The following is a 15,142-nucleotide window of genomic DNA, read 5'->3' as shown; positions in this document are numbered from 1 at the left end:
CCCCAAGCCACGCGGCCTCCAGCTCACCCCCACGCTTAGATCACTGAAATTACTCTTTCTGCAAAGCCCCCCCTTTACCGCAAGCAGGAACTATCCAGCGCCACCTCGCATACACCTATCCAGTGCAGGGATTCGCAGGGAAAACAGCCCCACAGCCAGTCCGGCGCAGCCCAATTCCTGCAAGGCGCTTGTAGACATGCAGGGGTGAAGAAAAATAGCCCCCTTTAGCCCGCAGGCGTGGAGTGGGGAAGACTGCGCGCGCCGGGTGCTGATGGCCTCCCCCGTGGCTGTTGCGCACCATGCGGGGGCATTACTGCCGTGCAAGGCGAGCGGCCACAAAAAAACCGCCCGAGGGCGGCTTCCTTGTAGGTGCTGTTGACTACCAGTTGAAGTAGATCAGCTCGTTGGCCTGCTTACCGCCCTGCCCTCCAACCGTGTGCCGCAGCGGCACCTCCTTGAGGCGAAGCCCGGCGAACACCTCGCGGATTTGCGGGTGATCGTTGATCGAGATAACCATCCTGCCCTTGATCGAACCGGCTAGCTCAGCCATGGCTTGGTACTGGTCAAAGTTGAACGCACCAGGTGCATAACCGGCTGTCTCCCAATAAGGCGGGTCTAGGTAGAACAGCGTGTGGTCGCGGTCATAGCGCCGGATGCACTCTTTCCAGTCCAGGTGCTCGATGGTTGTACGCGCCAACCGCAGGTGCGCCTCGCTGAGTTTCTCCTCGATCCGCAGCAGGTTCAGCTTGGGCGGTGACGTAGTGGCGGTACCGAAGGTGCGCCCGGTCGGCTTGGCCCCAAAGCAAGACTGCTGCAGGTAGAAGAACCGCGCCGCCCGCTGGATATCAGTCAACGTGACCGGGATCTGCATATTGGCCCAGTCGAACATCACCCGGCTAACCAGTGACCATTTAAAATGGCGCACCAGCTCCTCCAGGTGATGGGCAACCACCCGGTACAGATTCACCACCTCACCATCGAAGTCGTTGATCACCTCAACCCGGCTGGGCTCTTTCATGAAGAAAAGCGCCGCGCCACCACAAAACGGCTCGACGTAGCACTCATGGTCGGGGAACTCAGGAAGGATGTGTTTGGCCATGCGGCGCTTGCCGCCCATCCACGGGAAAATCGGTGTAGACATAAGTGATCCTTGTTTTCGGCTATTGGATTCGCTTAGGCTCCGCACCCCCTGCGCAGTGGGGCGAGGCCTTGGTTGGATCACTCGGCGTGCTCGAGTGTTTCGACGTCGAGCTGGTGTTGACGCACCGGCTCGTCGCCTCGTTTACTGCGCGGGGCTTTCACCCCTTGGCGGGCAGTTCGAAGGGTCGGAACTGCACCACCTCCTCCCCCACCCAGTCATTCAGCTGGGCCAGGCGGGCTTGCATCGGTTCCAGTTCATTCATCGCCCACACCTCTGAGGCCTCGCGCAGGCTGCCGAAGCCGCCCGCGTTTTGCGGGACGATGCCCAGCAGTTGCGGTGGGATGCGCTGCGCGGCCAGCAGATCGTCGCGGCTGATGTTCTTGATCGCGGCAAAGTCGTCTTTGGCTGCCACTTCGCTGATCGGCAGCAGCTGGATGCCGTCCTTTTTCCCACCTGGTGCGTACATGAACAGGTTGCGGAAATTGCCGGGGCCCTTGCTGTTCTTCATCGCCGTGCGCAGGTCGTCGACAAAGTCTTCATTCTGCGCCGCGTCGGTCATGTACATGATGAAACCGGCGTGGCTGCCGTTGTTGTAATACTTACGGCGGAACAGCGTGGCGCTCTCATTGAGCAACGCGCTCTGCAGCGCCGCCAGCCATTCCGGAAGGCCGTACACTTCCTGGTTGATATCGGCCTCGCGCAGGTGGCAGATGCTGCCCTTCTTGAATTCGTGCTCATCCTTCCAGCCGCGCACTTGGTAGAACGTCTCCAGATCCACGCCCCGGCGCATGTACTTGGCCAAACACGGCACCAGGGCCAGCGGCTGGCCCATCACGTTATCGCGCCGCTCAACGTAAGCCTGGCCAAAGGTCACCCAGTCCAGGGCAATTTGGCCGAACGCCGCGCGGCCCAGCAGCTTGTGTGGGATAAAATGCCGCTCCAGCATGTTGCGCTTGAAGGTCAGGCCACTCTGCAAATACACGCTGGCCTTGGTCGCCTTCGCCAAGCCATCCATCGAGATAGGCGGCTCAAACCAGCGGCCGTTGCTCCAGCACTCCAGGTAATCGAGGATCTCGCGGCCATCCAGCACCGGCATCGGGTCGCCGAAGGTAAAGGCCTCAGCCCTGCCAGCGGGTGCGCTAACTACCTCGCCCTCGATGGGCAGCGTTTGGTTGGCCAGTTGTTGGCCGTGATTGCGGCGCTTGCTCATCTAGTAGATCTCCATGATGGCCGTATTCGCAGCCGTTTGGCCTTCGAGTGGCTCGTTGTGCAGTGCATGAAATAAGGCCCAGGCCAGATCGGCGTGGCCCGTGTTGTCGGTGCGTCCGGCGGTGTAGGTGAATTGCCGACCGCTGGCGGTGACGGTTTTGCGGATAGCCATCAGCGACGACGCCAAGTCGGTCCAGCTCGCGTCGAATTCCAAGCGCACGTTGCTGATCACCGACCACGCTTTGAGCACCAGGCGCGTCTTCACCTCGGGCGAATAGCTGAAGGTCTTCAACCCGGGAAAAAACTGCTTAACCAGCTGCGCCACGCCGCTGCCCATGCCGGTCACATCGATGCCGATGTACGTCACCCAATAGCGCATGGTCACCTGGCGGATTGTTTCGGCCTGGGCCTCGTAATCCATGCCCCGGAACTGATGGCGCTCCAGCACGCGGAACTTGCCGCCCGGCACCATGGGCGGTGCCACCACAATCAAGCCCGCAGAATCGCCCGTTTCAGCAGGGTCATAGCCCACCCAAACCGCCCGATCAGCAAACGGCCGCGCCGCAAATGGCTTGTAGTCCTCGGCCCACTCAACCCAGCTATCCACCATGCACGGCTGCAGCATGTTCAGCGGGAAGATGCTCGCCCCATCGTCGACGAACTCGCACATCAGCAGGTTTTGGAAGGCCTCGGCCGCGTACTCCAGCCGCAGCTCCTCGATATCGAACAGGTCACAGCCGCCGGCCTCGGCATCCATGATGGTGACGATTTGCCGCCATAGCCGGTCCTCGCACAACCGCCCCTGTTGCAGCGCGTCGTGGCTCACATCCAGCGTGATGTGCTTGGCGGTCGGCTTGCCCTTGTTGAAGCGCTCACCCGTCCAGAAGGTGTAGGCCTCATGGGCCATCGAACTGGGCGTGCTGAAATACGTGCGCCGGTATTGCTTCTGCATGGCCATGCCGCTGGCCACCTTGTTCAGCTCGTTAAACTTGAACGTCCAGAAGAACTCGTCGAAGTAAAAGTTGCCGTGGTAGCCCTGCGCGGTACGCGCGTTGGTGCCCAGGAAATGCAGCTCAGCACCGTTCGGCAAAATGATCGGGTCGCCCGTTAGATCGATATCGACCACTTCGCGGGCGAATGCCTGGATATAGGCCTTGAAGATATGCGCCTGATTCTTCGACGCACTCAAGAAAATCTGATTACGCCCCGTCGTCAGCGCATCGATCAACGCCTCGCGGGCGAAGTAATACGTGGCACCAATCTGGCGGCTTTTCAGGATGGCCCGCGTGCGCTGATTGCCCGCCCGGTACCAGTCTTTTTGATAATCAAAGCAGCCATCTAGAAACGCCTCGGTCAGCTTCTCGATGTGCTCCTCTGCAATTTCGTTGCGCTTCGGTTTACGCTTCTCCCCAGCGTTGCGCTTGGCCAGCTCCGGGTTAAGGTCGCTTTCGGTACCGCCGTCCTGGTAGCGCGCGATTCGCGCCTGGCGCTCCAACTGGCGGCCCAGCAGATCGATCTCCTTGAAGTCCGTGCCGGTCTTCGGATCTTTCAGCAGCAGCTGCACCAGCCGGGCCTCGGTCGCCGCCTGGATACGCTCCAGCGGCGTGGCCCGGTCCCAATCGTCGCGGGCCTTCCAGCTGTGCAGGGTCTTTTCCTTCTCGCCCACCAGCTCGGCGATCTCGCACACGCGAAAGCCCTGCCAGTACAAATGCTTGGCATGGCGGCGGTGGTCGGTGGGTATCTCAACGATGGCATTCATGGCGCACATGCTGTCGTGCGCGCGCGAACCCTACCCGCCCCCCGCATTGTCAGGCGCGCCCCAACAACACCGCCGCGTTGCCGCACATGCGCGCGGTGCCGACCATGCCCTCAACGCAACGGCAGTACGCCGCCACCGCAACGAGGACAGCACCAATGGCCGCCACCAACCCAGCCAGCAAAAAGTACAAATCCAAGTGGTTCCGCGTAGCCGTAGAAGGCGCGACCACCGACAAACGCAAAATTGAGCGTTCCTGGCTGGAGCAAGCCGCCAAAAACTTCAACCAGAACACCTACGGTGCCCGCGTATGGCTGGAACACTTCCGCAGCATCCTGCCGGATAGCCCATTCAAGGCGTATGGCGACATCACTGCCGTCAAGACGGAAGAAGTAGATATCGCGGGCCAGAAGAAACTGGCCCTGTTCGCCCAAATCGAGCCAACTGACGACCTGATCGCCATGAATAAGGCGAAGCAGAAGATCTACACCTCGATTGAAATCGACGACAGCTTCGCCGACAGCGGCCAGGCCTACATCGTCGGCTTGGCGGTCACCGACTCCCCCGCCAGCCTAGGTACCGACGTGCTCGCTTTCTCGGCACAGAAACCAGACTCAAGCCCATTCAAAGATCGCCACTACTCCGCGACCTCGATGTTTACCGAGGCCCTCGAAGCGGAACTCGAATTCGACGAAGTCATCGAGAGCGATAACAAGGTCATTGGCCTGTTCAATCGCGTGATGGACGCCATCGGCAAGAGCAAGGAAGTACCAGTCAAGGACGACGCCCATTTCTCCGAGCTGACTGACGCTGTCGAGGCCCTCGCCTCGCACGCCAAGGAGCAGGGCGAAGCCTTCACCGCCGGGCAAACCAAGCTCGACGCCCTGAACACAGCCCACGAAAAACTGGCCGGCGAATTTTCCGCCCTGGTCAAGCGTCTGGGTGAAACCGAAGACCACAGCCAGCATCCGCGCCCGCTCGCCACCGGCGGCGATGGTGCCCAGCTGTCCACCTTCTAACCCACCCGCTCAATACCCGGAGAAACACCCATGCGTAACGAAACTCGCGTCGTCTACAACGGCCTGCTGGCGCACGTCGCCAAACTCAACGGTGTGCCAAGTGCCACCGAGAGCTTTAACGTCACCCCGTCCGTACAGCAGAAGCTGGAAACGGCCATCCAAGAATCGGACAGCTTCCTCAAGCGCATCAACATGATCCCGGTCAACGACCAGGAAGGCGAAGCCATCGGCCTGGGCGTCAACGGCCCAACCGCTAGCCGCACCAACACCGCCGGCGGCAACCGTCGCAACCCGGCAAACGTGTTGGCCCTGGCCAAAGACGCCTACAGCTGCAAAAAAACCGACTTCGACACCGCGCTGCCCTACGTTCAGCTCGATGCTTGGGCCAAGTTTCCAGACTTCCAGGTGCGTTTGGCCACTGCCATCGCCGTGCGCCAAGGCCTTGACCGCATCATGATCGGCTTTAACGGCACCAGCGCCGCAGCTGCAACCGACCGCGCCACCAACCAGGTGCTGGAAGACGTCAACATCGGCTGGCTGCAGAAGATCCGCACCAATGCACCAGATCGCGTCATCACCGAGGGCGCAGTAGCGGGCAAAGTCACCGTAGGCGCAACCGGCGACTACAAAACCCTCGACGGCCTGGTCTTCGATGCTGTTCAGCTGATGGACCCATGGCACCGCAAGCGCAACGACCTGGTCGTCATCGTTGACCGTGCCCTGCTGCACGAAAAACAACTGGCCGCCGTAGAAAAAGGCGCTGCATCCAACCAGGAAGAAAACGCCGCCGAAGAGATCCTCACCAAGGGCCGCCTAGGCGGCTTGAAGATCGAAGACGCCCCGTTCTTCATCGATGGCGGCGTGCTCATCACCACCCTGAGCAACCTGTCCATCTACTGGCAGGAAAGCGCCCGTCGCCGCCACATGAAGGACGAACCCGAGTTCGACCGTGTCGCCGACTACCAGTCGTCCAACGACGCCTACGTCATCGAAGACCTCGGCCTCGTTGCCCTGGTTGAAAACATCGAGCGGGTATAAACCATGGCTCTCACCCTTGCCCAACGCACCCAGCTGCGCATCCGCGCAGCCAAGGAGGCCGCCGCCACCGCGCCGGCCGCCAACATGGCCGGCGCCAACAGCTACGAGCTGCAACTGGCGCAGCTGGCACAGCACCGGGCGCGCCTCAAACAGGTGCAGTCCAACCAGGGCAAGGCAGAGCTCAAGGCCCTGCTGCTGCCTGAATACGAACCCTACGTGCAAGGCGTACTGGCTGCCGGCAACGGCGCCCAGGACGAAGTGCTCACCACCCTCATGCTCTGGCGCATCGACGCCGCCGACTACCCCGGCGCGTTGGCCATTGCCGAGTACGTCATCCAGCACAACCTGAAAATGCCCGACCGTTTCGAGCGCACCACCGGCACCCTCATCGCTGAGGAAATCGCCGAGGCCGCCCTCAAAGCGCAAAAGGCTGGCGACAGCTTCCCGCTGGCAATTCTGGAAGAAGCCGCCCGCATCACCGCTGAGCAAGACATGCCCGACCAAGCCCGCGCCAAGCTGCACCTGGCAATCGGCAAAGCCTATGGCCTGCTGGTGGATGCAGAAACATCCCAGGAGCTGGACCCGATCAACCTCAAAGCTGCCCAAGTGCACCTGTCTCGCGCCATCGACCTGCACAGCAACTGCGGCGGCAAAAAGGATCTGGAGCGCGTCGACCGCCTCCTCAAAAAACACGCTGAGCCCGCAACACCACCGGCCAGCTAACCGAGCGTTCCCACGCACCCCGGCGGCTCGGGGCAGATCAAACGGGCAACTCCTTCCCGTCCTGTGACGCCCCGACCACCGCCGACCTAGGGCAAAGCCATGAACGAATTCCATGCGTTATATCAATGCACCTTCCAGCCCAGCGAGCGTGACCAGCAGCTGCGCAGCGTTGCCGAGCGCTATGTGCAGGAATCCGAAGCCTACGACCGCACCGTATGCACTGGCCCAATCCGCCATGGCTGGGTTATGCCCGGAACGTCGCACGAACATGCCCTTATAAGCCGTAACGCCCAGCAACTCATGGACGCCCTGTGCCGTGAGCATTGCGGCACATTCACCCGCGCTGAAATCCGCCTAGCAGTTGCCAAATGCGAGCTGCACCCATGAGCGGATTCATCGCAAGCGGTACCACCAGCGCAGAACACCCCATTACCCAAGGCGGGTTTTGGCCTGATCTGGACGGCGCCCATCTACGCGCCGCCATGCGCCTCACCGCCGCCGTCACCGACGCCCGCCTGGAAGTGGCCACCGTCAACGCCATGATCGAAGCCAACCGCGAGCTTGCCGGCTACCGAACGGCCCGCGAGGCAGAAGGCCACGCCACCTTGGTCGACGTGCCCGCCACCAGCATCAAAGACGAAAGCACCCTGCTGCACCTCTACCGCCGCGTCATCTACTGCACCGCCACCGCCGAACTGATCGAGCGCTACCAGGGCTTCGACGCCACCAACAGTGGCGAGCAAAAGGCCAGCGAAGAAGAAAGCAGCCCCGACCAACTGCGCCGCGACGCCCGCAAAGCCCTGCGCACCATCCTCGGCATCAGCCACGCCACAGTGGAGTCGCTCTGATGGCCAGCGTCCGCGCGCTCCAGGGCGACACAGTCGACGCCATCTGCTGGCGCTACTACGGCCGCACCGCCGGCGTGGTCGAGCAAGTGCTCGATGCCAACCCAGGGCTGGCCGATTTAGGCCCCGTATTGCCCAACGGCACCCTCCTCAACATGCCCCAGGCCGCTGCCCAGGCCGTACAACGCCAAGTGGTGAATTTATGGGACTGATCTACCTCGCCCTCTACAAAGGCAAAGGCAAGCTGTTTAACCGCCTCATCCGCCTGTGGACGCGGTCCAAATACAGCCACTGCGAGCTGGTCATGCCCGATGGCCGTTGGCTGTCCGCCTCAGCCATGGACGGCGGCGTGCGCACCAAGCGCATCGAGTTAAACCTTGAGCACTGGGACTTAATACCGCTGCCATGGGCCAACGCCCGACTGATCGAATCCGTATACGACCGCCACTACGGCAAAGGCTACGACTGGCTCGGCATCTTCCTCAGCCAGCTCCTGCCCATCGGCCTACACAGCCGCCGCCGTATGTTCTGCAGCGAGTTCTGCGCCGCCGGCCTCGCTTTCAATACCAGCGCCCAGCGGTTCAACCCCGTGTTACTCGGCGAAGTGGCGCAACGCATTAACCGCCTGCCCTTTGTCCAGCTAGGCCACTCATTAAAAGAGGGCTAAGGAATGCCGCACATGCCTGACAGACCTGAAACCTGGGCTTGGTTCGCCCTCTGGCTAGAGCAAAACCACCCCGCCGTTTACGCCGGCGGCATGGCCCTGTTCGTAGGCTCTTGGCGAATCATCTACAGCGGCGGCAAGTTGCGCCAGTTGGCACTTGAGGCCCCCTTATGCGGCCTGCTCGGCGTTGGCGTGTCCTACGCCCCCGCGCTGATCGGCGCCCCCGACAGCGCCGGCGTGTTCTTCGCCTGCATGGTCGGCCTGCTGGGTGTTGAAACCAGCCGTGCCGCCGCCAACAAAGTGCTAGACAAAAAGGTAGACACCCTATGACCCAGCCCCAATCCCTCCGCCACGGCTCCAAAGGCCAAGCCGTGCTGCAGCTGCAGCGCGCCCTCAATGCCCAAGGCGCCAGCCTGTTTGCCGATGGCGACTTCGGCGACACCACCGAGGCCGCAGTGCGCGCCTACCAGCTCAAAGTTGGCCTGGTGGCCGATGGCGTGGCCGGCGAGAAAACCCTCGCCGCGATGGCCGGTGCCGACTGCCGCCTGCTGCTCAGCAACGCCACCCTAGTGACCGCTGCCAAGCGCCTAGGCGTCGAGCTGGCCGCCGTGTATGCCGTCAACGCGGTGGAGAGTGCCGGCGCGGGCTTCCTGGTCAACGGCAAGCCCAAAATTCTGTATGAGCGCCACGTGATGCACCGCCTGCTCAGCACCCCGCGCCATGCGGATGACGACGCCGCGGTACTCAAAACCCACGCCGACCACCTCGCCACCCTGCACCCCAACCTGGTCAACCCGCGCCCCGGTGGTTATGCCGGCGGCACTGCCGAACACCAACGCCTGGCCAACGCCAAGCTACTCGACGGCCTCTGCGCACCCGAGGCCTGCAGCTGGGGCGCGTTCCAGATCATGGGCTACCACTGGCAGCACCTCGGCTACGCCAGCCTGGAAGACTTCACCACCCGCATGGCCGCCAGCGAGGCCGAGCAGTTCGAGGCATTCGTGCGCTTTATCGAAGCCGAACCCGCCCTGCACAAAGCCCTCAAGGCCAAAAAGTGGGCCGAGTTCGCCAAGCGCTACAACGGCCCCGCCTACGCCCGCAATCTGTACGACGTGAAGCTAGAACGCGCCTACCAGCGCCACGCCGAGTGCGGCTGCGGGCATAAGGTGGCGGCATGAGCCTGCCCGAGCAGATCCGCAAACTGGAGCTGCGCGACGGTGATGTCGTTTGCCTGCCAGCTGATACCGGCTACGAATGCGCCGCGCAGTTCGCTGAGGCTATGCAAACCCAGCATCAAGGCAAGCGTGTGCTGATCATCATTGGCGACGTTCAAGTCCTGGACGAAGCTGCCATGGCGGCCGCCGGCTGGCACCGCAAATGACCACCCTGCGCCAACTCGGCTACGGCCTGGCCCTGTTTGCAGCCCTCGGTCTGCTGGCCTGGGGCCAATACCAGCAAGGCCAAGCGGTAGACGCCCGCGAAACCCTCGCCGCCGAACGCCAGCTGCAAGCCGAACAACGCATCGAGCGCCAAGCCACCACCATCACCGCCATGGCCGCCACCCTGGAGGCCGAACGCACCGCACAAACCGCCCTGCGCACCACGCAAAACCAACTGCGCCAGGGCATCAGCCAACGTGAACAACAGATCGAGGCGCTTAAACGTGAGAATTCAGATCTTAGGGCTTGGGCAACTCAGCCTTTGCCTAGCGCTGCTCAGCGGCTGCGCAAACGGCCCGCCATCAGCGGAGCAAACGCTTATCGAGACTGGTTGTCCGGCAGTGGTGCCGTGCAGCCTGCAACCCAGCAGCCCGAGCGATAACGGCCAGCTGCTCACCGAACTGGAGCGCACCGAACTGGCCTGGGCCGAATGCGCCGCCCAGGTCGACATGGTCTACAACCACCAACAGCCGCGAGCAGACCCATGAACAAACCCGAATCCCTGCGTGCCCACCTGCTGGCCAGCGTGCCGCAACTCAACGCCAACCCCGACCACCTCATGGTGTTTATCGATGAAGGCAAAATCCGCAGCACCGCAGCGCCGGGCTTGTCGTTTGAATACGCCTACACCCTCAACGTCATCCTCACCGACTTCCCCGGCCACCCGGATGCCGTCGCCATTCCCCTGCTGGCGTGGGTGCTGGTTAACCAGCGCGAACTGATCGAGAACCATGAGCGCAACAAAGACGCCATCACCTTCGAGGCCGATGTGCTCGACCACAGCAAAGTGGACCTGTCCATCAAGCTGGCTCTCACCGAGCGCGTCATCGTCAAAAAACAGGACGACAACACCCTCACCGTCACCCACCCCGACGAGCCCCAGCTAGAGCCCTACCTGCCCGCCGGCAACTGGCAGCTCTACGGCAACGGCGAAATACTCGCCGAGTGGGAAAGCACCGCCCGCGATGGCGTAGACATAGCCAGCCCGCACCCGGTGCACCGTGGCTGATGATCTGCGCGCCCTGGAAGACTGGGCCGGTGCCCTGCTCAGCAAACTGCAGCCCAGCGAACGGCGCACGCTCAACCAGAGCATCGCCCGCACCCTGCGCCGCAACCAGCAGCAGCGTATTGCCGCCCAGCGCAACCCCGACGGCACCCCCTTTGCACCGCGCAAAGCCCGTCAGCCCCTGCGTGCTAAACAAGGCCGCGTCAAACGGCAGATGTTCAACAAGCTGCGCCAGGCCAAGCACCTCAAACTGCAAAGCACCGCCAGCAGCATTGCCATCGGCTTTATGCAGCGCACCGCCCGCTTGGCCCGCGTGCACCAATACGGCCTACGCGACCGCCCAGGGCGCAACGCCCCCGACGTGCAATACGCCAAGCGCGAGCTGCTCGGCTTCACCGATGCCGACCTCGATGTCATCCGCGACCAGCTGCTGCAGCACCTCATCCCCTAGCCACACGTTTTCAGCTGGCTGCTGACAACCCCCCGCGCATGCCCTCCGCACGCGCGAGCGGCAACATGGATGGCATGAACGAACTCGCCGAACTCGCCCGCAAACTGGAAAACCTCATCCGCTTCGGCACTGTTGCCCAGGTGCAGATGCAGCCGCCCCGCGTGCGCGTACAAACCGGCACCCTGCTCACCACCTGGCTGCCCTGGATTAACCCGCGCGCAGGCCTAGACCGCGAATGGAACCCGCCCACCGAGGGCGAGCAAGTGGTGCTATTCAGCCCTTCCGGTACCCTCGCCCAGGGCGTGGCGCTCACCGGCTTGTTCAGTGACCTAATCCCCGCCAACGGCGACCGCGCTGGCCTGCACCGCAGCACCTACCGCGACGGCGCCGTGATCGAATACGACAGCATCGCCAAGCACCTGCGCGCCACCCTGCCCGGTAGCGCAGAACTCAACGCCGTGGGCCCGGTAACCGTCATCACCGATGCATCGTTAAGCGCCACGGCACAGGGTGACATCACCCTCACCAGCGCCGCCAATATCACCATCACCGCCGCCGGCAACGTTGCCATCAGCGGTGCCAAAGTGGACCTCAACTGATGCCTGCCGTAACCCGCAAGGGCGACAGCTGCACCGGCCATGGTGCGTTTCCGCCTCGCGCCTCCACTGCTGGAAGCCCAAACGTGTTCGCCAACGGCATTGCCGTGCACCGCAAGCAAGACAGCTGGGCCAGCCACTGCGACCCCAGCAGCTGCCACGGTTCGCAACTGGCCGATGGCAGCGCCACGGTATTTGCCAACGGCTTGCCATTGGGCCGTATCGGTGACCCCGTCGCCTGTGGTTCCGTCGTTGCCGCTGGCAGCGCCAACGTGTTTGCAGGGGGCTGAGCATGCAAGGTTTAAACGCCACCAACGGCCGCACCATAATCGACAGCCAGCACCTGGCGCAGTCCGTGGCGGACGTCCTCACCACGCCCATCGGTACCCGCGTTATGCGCCGCGAATACGGCAGCCAGCTGGCTGACCTGGTCGACTGGCCACACAACAGCGCCACCCGCCTGCAAGCCTACGCGGCCACCGCCATGGCCCTAATGCGTTGGGAGCCGCGCATCCGTCTCAGCCGCGTGCAACTCAGCCTAGGCGCCATGCCCGGCCAATCTGTGCTTGACCTGGAAGGCACCCTCACCGACAGCAACGAGCCCCTCAGTCTGCGCGTCCCCCTCAGCCTGGGAGCCTCTGCATGACGATTTTGCAGGAAAGCAACAGCGCACAGCCGCAGGCTGCCCGCACGGGTGACGCACATGGAGGTGCGGCATGAACACCTTCACCCCCATTGACTTGTCACAATTGCCCGACCCGCAAGTGGTTGAGGCCATCGACTACGAGCAGATTCTCGCCGAGCGCTCGGCCTATTTCATCAGCCTGCACCCAGCCGAACAGCAAGCCACTATCGCCGCCACCCTGGCGCTAGAATCCGAGCCCATCACCAAGCTGCTGCAGGAAAACGCCTACCGCGAAACCCTGCTGCGCCAGCGCGTCAACGAGGCCGCCCTGGCTACCATGCTGGCCAAGGCCAAAGGCACCGACCTGCAGCAGCAAGCCGCCAACGTCAACGTGCAGCGGTTGCTGGTCATTCCCGGCAACCCCAATGCCGTGCCGCCTGTGGTAGCCGTGTATGAAAGCGACGACAGCCTGCGCGAGCGCGCGCAAATGGCCTGGGAAGGCCTCAGCACCGCCGGCCCGCGCAACAGCTACATATTCCACGCCCGCAGTGCCGACGGCCGTGTGGCCGATGCCACAGCAGAAAGCCCCTCGCCAGCCGTGGTAGTGATCACCGTGCAAGCCCTGCTCGGTGATGGCAGCGCCGATGCTGAGCTGCTCGCAATCGTTAATGCCTACCTCAGCGACGACGACCGCCGCCCAGTGGCCGACCGCCTCACGGTGCAATCTGCCGAGGTGCTGGAATACAGCGTTGAGGCCGTGCTGCACCTGGCCACCACCGGCCCCGAAGTCGAACCCATCCGCGCCGCAGCTGAGGCCGGCTTAAACGCCTACGTCAACCAACGCCGGCGCATCGGGGTGGAGGTCAGCGAGTCCGCCATTCATGCCGCCTTGCACGTCGAGGGTGTGCGCCGTGTTGAGCTGGTCAGTTGGGCCGACATCAACCCCACCGCCTACCAAGCCGCCTACTGCACAGCCGTCAGCGTAAGCGTGGCGGTGGCGGCATGAGCCGCCTGCTACCGCCCAACGCCAGCCAGCTAGAAGTGCTGGCCGCTCAGGCGTTAGCCGAGATCGAGCGCGTGCCGGTACCCATCCGCGAGCTGCTCAATCCCGACCTCTGCCCCGTTGCCCTGCTGCCGTACCTGGCCTGGGCGTTTTCGGTGGATCGTTGGGACCAAGACTGGACAGCCGCCACCAAGCGCAGCGTTATCAAGTCCGCCTATTTCGTCCACGCGCACAAAGGCACTATCGGCGCGCTGCGCCGCGTGGTGGAGCCCCTCGGCTACCTGATTCGCGTGTGGGAATGGTGGCAACAAAGCCCCGAGGGCGTGCCGGGCACCTTCCAGCTCGATATCGGCGTGCTGGACAGCGGCATCACCGAGGAGATGTTCGAATCCCTGGTGCTACTAATCGACGACGCCAAGCCGCGCAGCCGCCATATGGTTGGCCTTGCCATCAGCCTGGAGGTACGTGGCCCCATCTACTTAGGCGCCGCCACCTACCAGGGCGAAACCCTCACCGTTTACCCCTACGCCCCCGGCCCCATCACCGTGGGCGGCGATGCGCTGCTGTTCGGCGCTGGTACCCACATCATCGAAACCACGAGCGTCTACCCATGAGCCAGCCCTATTTCGCACTACTCACCGCCGTAGGCGAGGCCAAGCTCGCCAACGCCGTCGCCCTCAACGTACCGCTGCAAATTAGCCGCATGGGCGTGTGTGATGGTGCTGGCGTGCTGCCCGTGCCGGAGCGCACGCAAACCGCGCTGATCGGCGAGCAGTACCGCGCCGACCTCAACAGCCTGACCCCCGACCCGCTCAACGCCAGCCAGATCATCGCCGAGCTGGTGATTCCAGAAGCAATTGGCGGCTGGTGGATTCGTGGCATGGGCCTGTATGACGCCGCTGGTGATTTGATCGCCGTCAGCAACTGCCCGCCCAGCTACAAGCCCGTGGTGGCCGAAGGCTCCGGCAAAACCCAAGTGATGCGCATGGTGCTCATCGTCAGCAGCACCGCCGCCGTGCAGCTCAAGATCGACCCAAGCGTGGTGTTGGCCACGCGGGCGTATGTGGATGCACTCACGGTACGTGCCAGCCAACCCGAGACTGAGGCCGGTGTAGAAAACAGCAAAATCATGACCGCGCTACGCGTATTTCAGGCCATTCGCTCTCTAGCGGCTAATGCTACCGAGCTTCTACGCGGCGTGTTGCGTGTGGGTACGCAGACCGAGGTCAATGCTGGCCTGCTGGATGATGTAGCGGTAACACCGAAAAAGCTGCGAATGGGTTTTTCGGCCAGCCTCGGCGCTACGGGGTACATCGCGCTGCCCACATGGATGCTTGGTTTTATCTTTCAGTGGGGCATGACAAACCTTAGTGTCACGCAAACCGTGCAAACCGGCAGCCTGTCCCTTCCGATTACATTCCCGAATGCATACCGCTTCGGGTTATGTATGGCGAGCGACGTACAGGCTAACGGCACAGGAGCCAGAATCCATGCCGATGCCGGGACGAATTCGAATTTTGTTTTCAACTACTCCGCGCCAGCTGCGGTTAATACCAGCTTCCGTTACTTTTGTTGGGGTAACTAACAATGTTTTATTCACCATCTACAAACGGTTTTTATTCCCAGG

22 protein-coding genes and 1 pseudogene are annotated in these 15,142 nt (G+C 62.6%); 20 read left to right on the top strand and 3 right to left on the bottom strand.

Going from position 1 to position 15,142, the window contains the following annotated elements; all coding sequences use genetic code 11:
* Positions 1–379: 379 nt before the first annotated feature.
* The 3 genes from D8779_RS09285 to D8779_RS09275 all read right to left on the bottom strand — a co-directional run bounded on the left by D8779_RS09285 (position 380) and on the right by D8779_RS09275 (position 4,109).
* On the bottom strand, positions 380–1,141 hold the full coding sequence (locus tag D8779_RS09285) for a DNA adenine methylase (RefSeq protein ID WP_136664125.1): 762 nt from the start codon (positions 1,139–1,141) through the stop codon (positions 380–382).
* 157 nt (positions 1,142–1,298) lie between these two features.
* A complete protein-coding gene (locus D8779_RS09280) occupies positions 1,299–2,351 on the bottom strand; it encodes a phage portal protein (RefSeq protein WP_136664124.1) in 1,053 nt (350 codons plus the stop codon).
* Complete coding sequence (locus D8779_RS09275; protein ID WP_136664123.1) at positions 2,352–4,109, bottom strand: terminase ATPase subunit family protein; 1,758 nt, start codon at positions 4,107–4,109, stop codon at positions 2,352–2,354.
* Positions 4,110–4,264: 155 nt separating this feature from the next.
* Here D8779_RS09275 and D8779_RS09270 point away from each other — a divergent pair, with 155 nt between their 5' ends.
* The 20 genes and pseudogenes from D8779_RS09270 to D8779_RS09180 all read left to right on the top strand — a co-directional run bounded on the left by D8779_RS09270 (position 4,265) and on the right by D8779_RS09180 (position 15,100).
* Complete coding sequence (locus D8779_RS09270; protein WP_136664122.1) at positions 4,265–5,125, top strand: GPO family capsid scaffolding protein; 861 nt, start codon at positions 4,265–4,267, stop codon at positions 5,123–5,125.
* Between the two features lie 30 nt (positions 5,126–5,155).
* The gene (locus D8779_RS09265; RefSeq protein ID WP_136664121.1) at positions 5,156–6,163 is read left to right on the top strand and encodes a phage major capsid protein, P2 family; all 1,008 of its coding nucleotides are present in this window, start codon (positions 5,156–5,158) and stop codon (positions 6,161–6,163) included.
* Between the two features lie 3 nt (positions 6,164–6,166).
* Positions 6,167–6,886: a phage terminase small subunit gene (gpM, locus tag D8779_RS09260; protein WP_136664120.1), complete on the top strand. Its 720-nt coding sequence runs from the start codon at positions 6,167–6,169 to the stop codon at positions 6,884–6,886.
* Positions 6,887–6,985: 99 nt separating this feature from the next.
* The gene (locus tag D8779_RS20550) at positions 6,986–7,273 is read left to right on the top strand and encodes a hypothetical protein (protein WP_167492548.1); all 288 of its coding nucleotides are present in this window, start codon (positions 6,986–6,988) and stop codon (positions 7,271–7,273) included.
* Positions 7,270–7,734: a head completion/stabilization protein gene (locus D8779_RS09250; protein WP_136664118.1), complete on the top strand. Its 465-nt coding sequence runs from the start codon at positions 7,270–7,272 to the stop codon at positions 7,732–7,734. Before D8779_RS20550 ends, D8779_RS09250 begins: the two co-directional genes overlap by 4 nt.
* Positions 7,734–7,943, top strand: a complete 210-nt coding sequence (locus tag D8779_RS09245) for a tail protein X (RefSeq protein WP_136664117.1) — start codon at positions 7,734–7,736, stop codon at positions 7,941–7,943. The genes D8779_RS09250 and D8779_RS09245 overlap by 1 nt, the downstream gene beginning before the upstream one ends.
* Complete coding sequence (locus tag D8779_RS09240) at positions 7,934–8,398, top strand: hypothetical protein (RefSeq protein WP_136664116.1); 465 nt, start codon at positions 7,934–7,936, stop codon at positions 8,396–8,398. The genes D8779_RS09245 and D8779_RS09240 overlap by 10 nt, the downstream gene beginning before the upstream one ends.
* Before the next feature lie 3 nt (positions 8,399–8,401).
* Positions 8,402–8,725, top strand: coding sequence for a phage holin, lambda family (locus D8779_RS09235; protein ID WP_205895793.1), 324 nt, complete (start codon positions 8,402–8,404; stop codon positions 8,723–8,725).
* Entirely contained in the window at positions 8,722–9,573 is an 852-nt protein-coding gene (locus D8779_RS09230; protein ID WP_136664114.1) for an N-acetylmuramidase domain-containing protein, read from the top strand. The genes D8779_RS09235 and D8779_RS09230 overlap by 4 nt, the downstream gene beginning before the upstream one ends.
* Positions 9,570–9,776 (top strand): hypothetical protein, encoded by a 207-nt coding sequence (locus D8779_RS09225; protein WP_136664113.1) that lies wholly within the window; start codon positions 9,570–9,572, stop codon positions 9,774–9,776. The genes D8779_RS09230 and D8779_RS09225 overlap by 4 nt, the downstream gene beginning before the upstream one ends.
* A pseudogene (locus D8779_RS09220) lies at positions 9,773–10,135 on the top strand (Rz-like lysis system protein LysB); the annotation flags it as partial. The gene D8779_RS09225 and the pseudogene D8779_RS09220, both read left to right, overlap by 4 nt.
* Positions 10,059–10,322, top strand: coding sequence for an Rz1-like lysis system protein LysC (lysC, locus tag D8779_RS20790; RefSeq protein ID WP_338109863.1), 264 nt, complete (start codon positions 10,059–10,061; stop codon positions 10,320–10,322). The pseudogene D8779_RS09220 and the gene lysC, both read left to right, overlap by 77 nt.
* A complete protein-coding gene (locus tag D8779_RS09215) occupies positions 10,319–10,843 on the top strand; it encodes a phage tail protein (protein WP_136664111.1) in 525 nt (174 codons plus the stop codon). The genes lysC and D8779_RS09215 overlap by 4 nt, the downstream gene beginning before the upstream one ends.
* Positions 10,836–11,291, top strand: a complete 456-nt coding sequence (locus D8779_RS09210; RefSeq protein WP_136664110.1) for a phage virion morphogenesis protein — start codon at positions 10,836–10,838, stop codon at positions 11,289–11,291. The genes D8779_RS09215 and D8779_RS09210 overlap by 8 nt, the downstream gene beginning before the upstream one ends.
* Positions 11,292–11,365: 74 nt before the next feature.
* Complete coding sequence (locus tag D8779_RS09205) at positions 11,366–11,890, top strand: phage baseplate assembly protein V (protein WP_136664473.1); 525 nt, start codon at positions 11,366–11,368, stop codon at positions 11,888–11,890.
* The gene (locus D8779_RS09200) at positions 11,890–12,177 is read left to right on the top strand and encodes a PAAR domain-containing protein (protein ID WP_136664109.1); all 288 of its coding nucleotides are present in this window, start codon (positions 11,890–11,892) and stop codon (positions 12,175–12,177) included. Before D8779_RS09205 ends, D8779_RS09200 begins: the two co-directional genes overlap by 1 nt.
* Positions 12,178–12,179: 2 nt before the next feature.
* On the top strand, positions 12,180–12,533 hold the full coding sequence (locus tag D8779_RS09195) for a GPW/gp25 family protein (protein ID WP_136664108.1): 354 nt from the start codon (positions 12,180–12,182) through the stop codon (positions 12,531–12,533).
* 70 nt (positions 12,534–12,603) lie between these two features.
* A complete protein-coding gene (locus D8779_RS09190) occupies positions 12,604–13,518 on the top strand; it encodes a baseplate J/gp47 family protein (protein ID WP_136664107.1) in 915 nt (304 codons plus the stop codon).
* Positions 13,515–14,129 carry a phage tail protein I gene (locus D8779_RS09185; protein WP_136664106.1) on the top strand — a complete coding sequence of 205 codons (615 nt, stop codon included), beginning with the start codon at positions 13,515–13,517 and terminating at the stop codon, positions 14,127–14,129. The genes D8779_RS09190 and D8779_RS09185 overlap by 4 nt, the downstream gene beginning before the upstream one ends.
* Positions 14,126–15,100, top strand: coding sequence for a phage tail protein (locus D8779_RS09180; RefSeq protein WP_136664105.1), 975 nt, complete (start codon positions 14,126–14,128; stop codon positions 15,098–15,100). Before D8779_RS09185 ends, D8779_RS09180 begins: the two co-directional genes overlap by 4 nt.
* Positions 15,101–15,142: the final 42 nt, after the last annotated feature.

It is taken from the genome of Pseudomonas leptonychotis (assembly GCF_004920405.1).
Classification (GTDB): Bacteria; Pseudomonadota; Gammaproteobacteria; order Pseudomonadales; family Pseudomonadaceae; genus Aquipseudomonas; species Aquipseudomonas leptonychotis.
This window is presented reverse-complemented; position numbering and strand designations above follow the sequence as displayed.

Coding starts and splice junctions, on each gene's coding strand:
- D8779_RS09285 (WP_136664125.1), bottom strand. CDS start 1,141: ATGTCTACACCGATTTTCCCGTGGATGGGCGGCAAGCGCCGCATGGCC.
- D8779_RS09280 (WP_136664124.1), bottom strand. CDS start 2,351: ATGAGCAAGCGCCGCAATCACGGCCAACAACTGGCCAACCAAACGCTG.
- D8779_RS09275 (WP_136664123.1), bottom strand. CDS start 4,109: ATGAATGCCATCGTTGAGATACCCACCGACCACCGCCGCCATGCCAAG.
- D8779_RS09270 (WP_136664122.1), top strand. CDS start 4,265: ATGGCCGCCACCAACCCAGCCAGCAAAAAGTACAAATCCAAGTGGTTC.
- D8779_RS09265 (WP_136664121.1), top strand. CDS start 5,156: ATGCGTAACGAAACTCGCGTCGTCTACAACGGCCTGCTGGCGCACGTC.
- gpM (WP_136664120.1), top strand. CDS start 6,167: ATGGCTCTCACCCTTGCCCAACGCACCCAGCTGCGCATCCGCGCAGCC.
- D8779_RS20550 (WP_167492548.1), top strand. CDS start 6,986: ATGAACGAATTCCATGCGTTATATCAATGCACCTTCCAGCCCAGCGAG.
- D8779_RS09250 (WP_136664118.1), top strand. CDS start 7,270: ATGAGCGGATTCATCGCAAGCGGTACCACCAGCGCAGAACACCCCATT.
- D8779_RS09245 (WP_136664117.1), top strand. CDS start 7,734: ATGGCCAGCGTCCGCGCGCTCCAGGGCGACACAGTCGACGCCATCTGC.
- D8779_RS09240 (WP_136664116.1), top strand. CDS start 7,934: ATGGGACTGATCTACCTCGCCCTCTACAAAGGCAAAGGCAAGCTGTTT.
- D8779_RS09235 (WP_205895793.1), top strand. CDS start 8,402: ATGCCGCACATGCCTGACAGACCTGAAACCTGGGCTTGGTTCGCCCTC.
- D8779_RS09230 (WP_136664114.1), top strand. CDS start 8,722: ATGACCCAGCCCCAATCCCTCCGCCACGGCTCCAAAGGCCAAGCCGTG.
- D8779_RS09225 (WP_136664113.1), top strand. CDS start 9,570: ATGAGCCTGCCCGAGCAGATCCGCAAACTGGAGCTGCGCGACGGTGAT.
- D8779_RS09215 (WP_136664111.1), top strand. CDS start 10,319: ATGAACAAACCCGAATCCCTGCGTGCCCACCTGCTGGCCAGCGTGCCG.
- D8779_RS09205 (WP_136664473.1), top strand. CDS start 11,366: ATGAACGAACTCGCCGAACTCGCCCGCAAACTGGAAAACCTCATCCGC.
- D8779_RS09200 (WP_136664109.1), top strand. CDS start 11,890: ATGCCTGCCGTAACCCGCAAGGGCGACAGCTGCACCGGCCATGGTGCG.
- D8779_RS09195 (WP_136664108.1), top strand. CDS start 12,180: ATGCAAGGTTTAAACGCCACCAACGGCCGCACCATAATCGACAGCCAG.
- D8779_RS09190 (WP_136664107.1), top strand. CDS start 12,604: ATGAACACCTTCACCCCCATTGACTTGTCACAATTGCCCGACCCGCAA.
- D8779_RS09185 (WP_136664106.1), top strand. CDS start 13,515: ATGAGCCGCCTGCTACCGCCCAACGCCAGCCAGCTAGAAGTGCTGGCC.
- D8779_RS09180 (WP_136664105.1), top strand. CDS start 14,126: ATGAGCCAGCCCTATTTCGCACTACTCACCGCCGTAGGCGAGGCCAAG.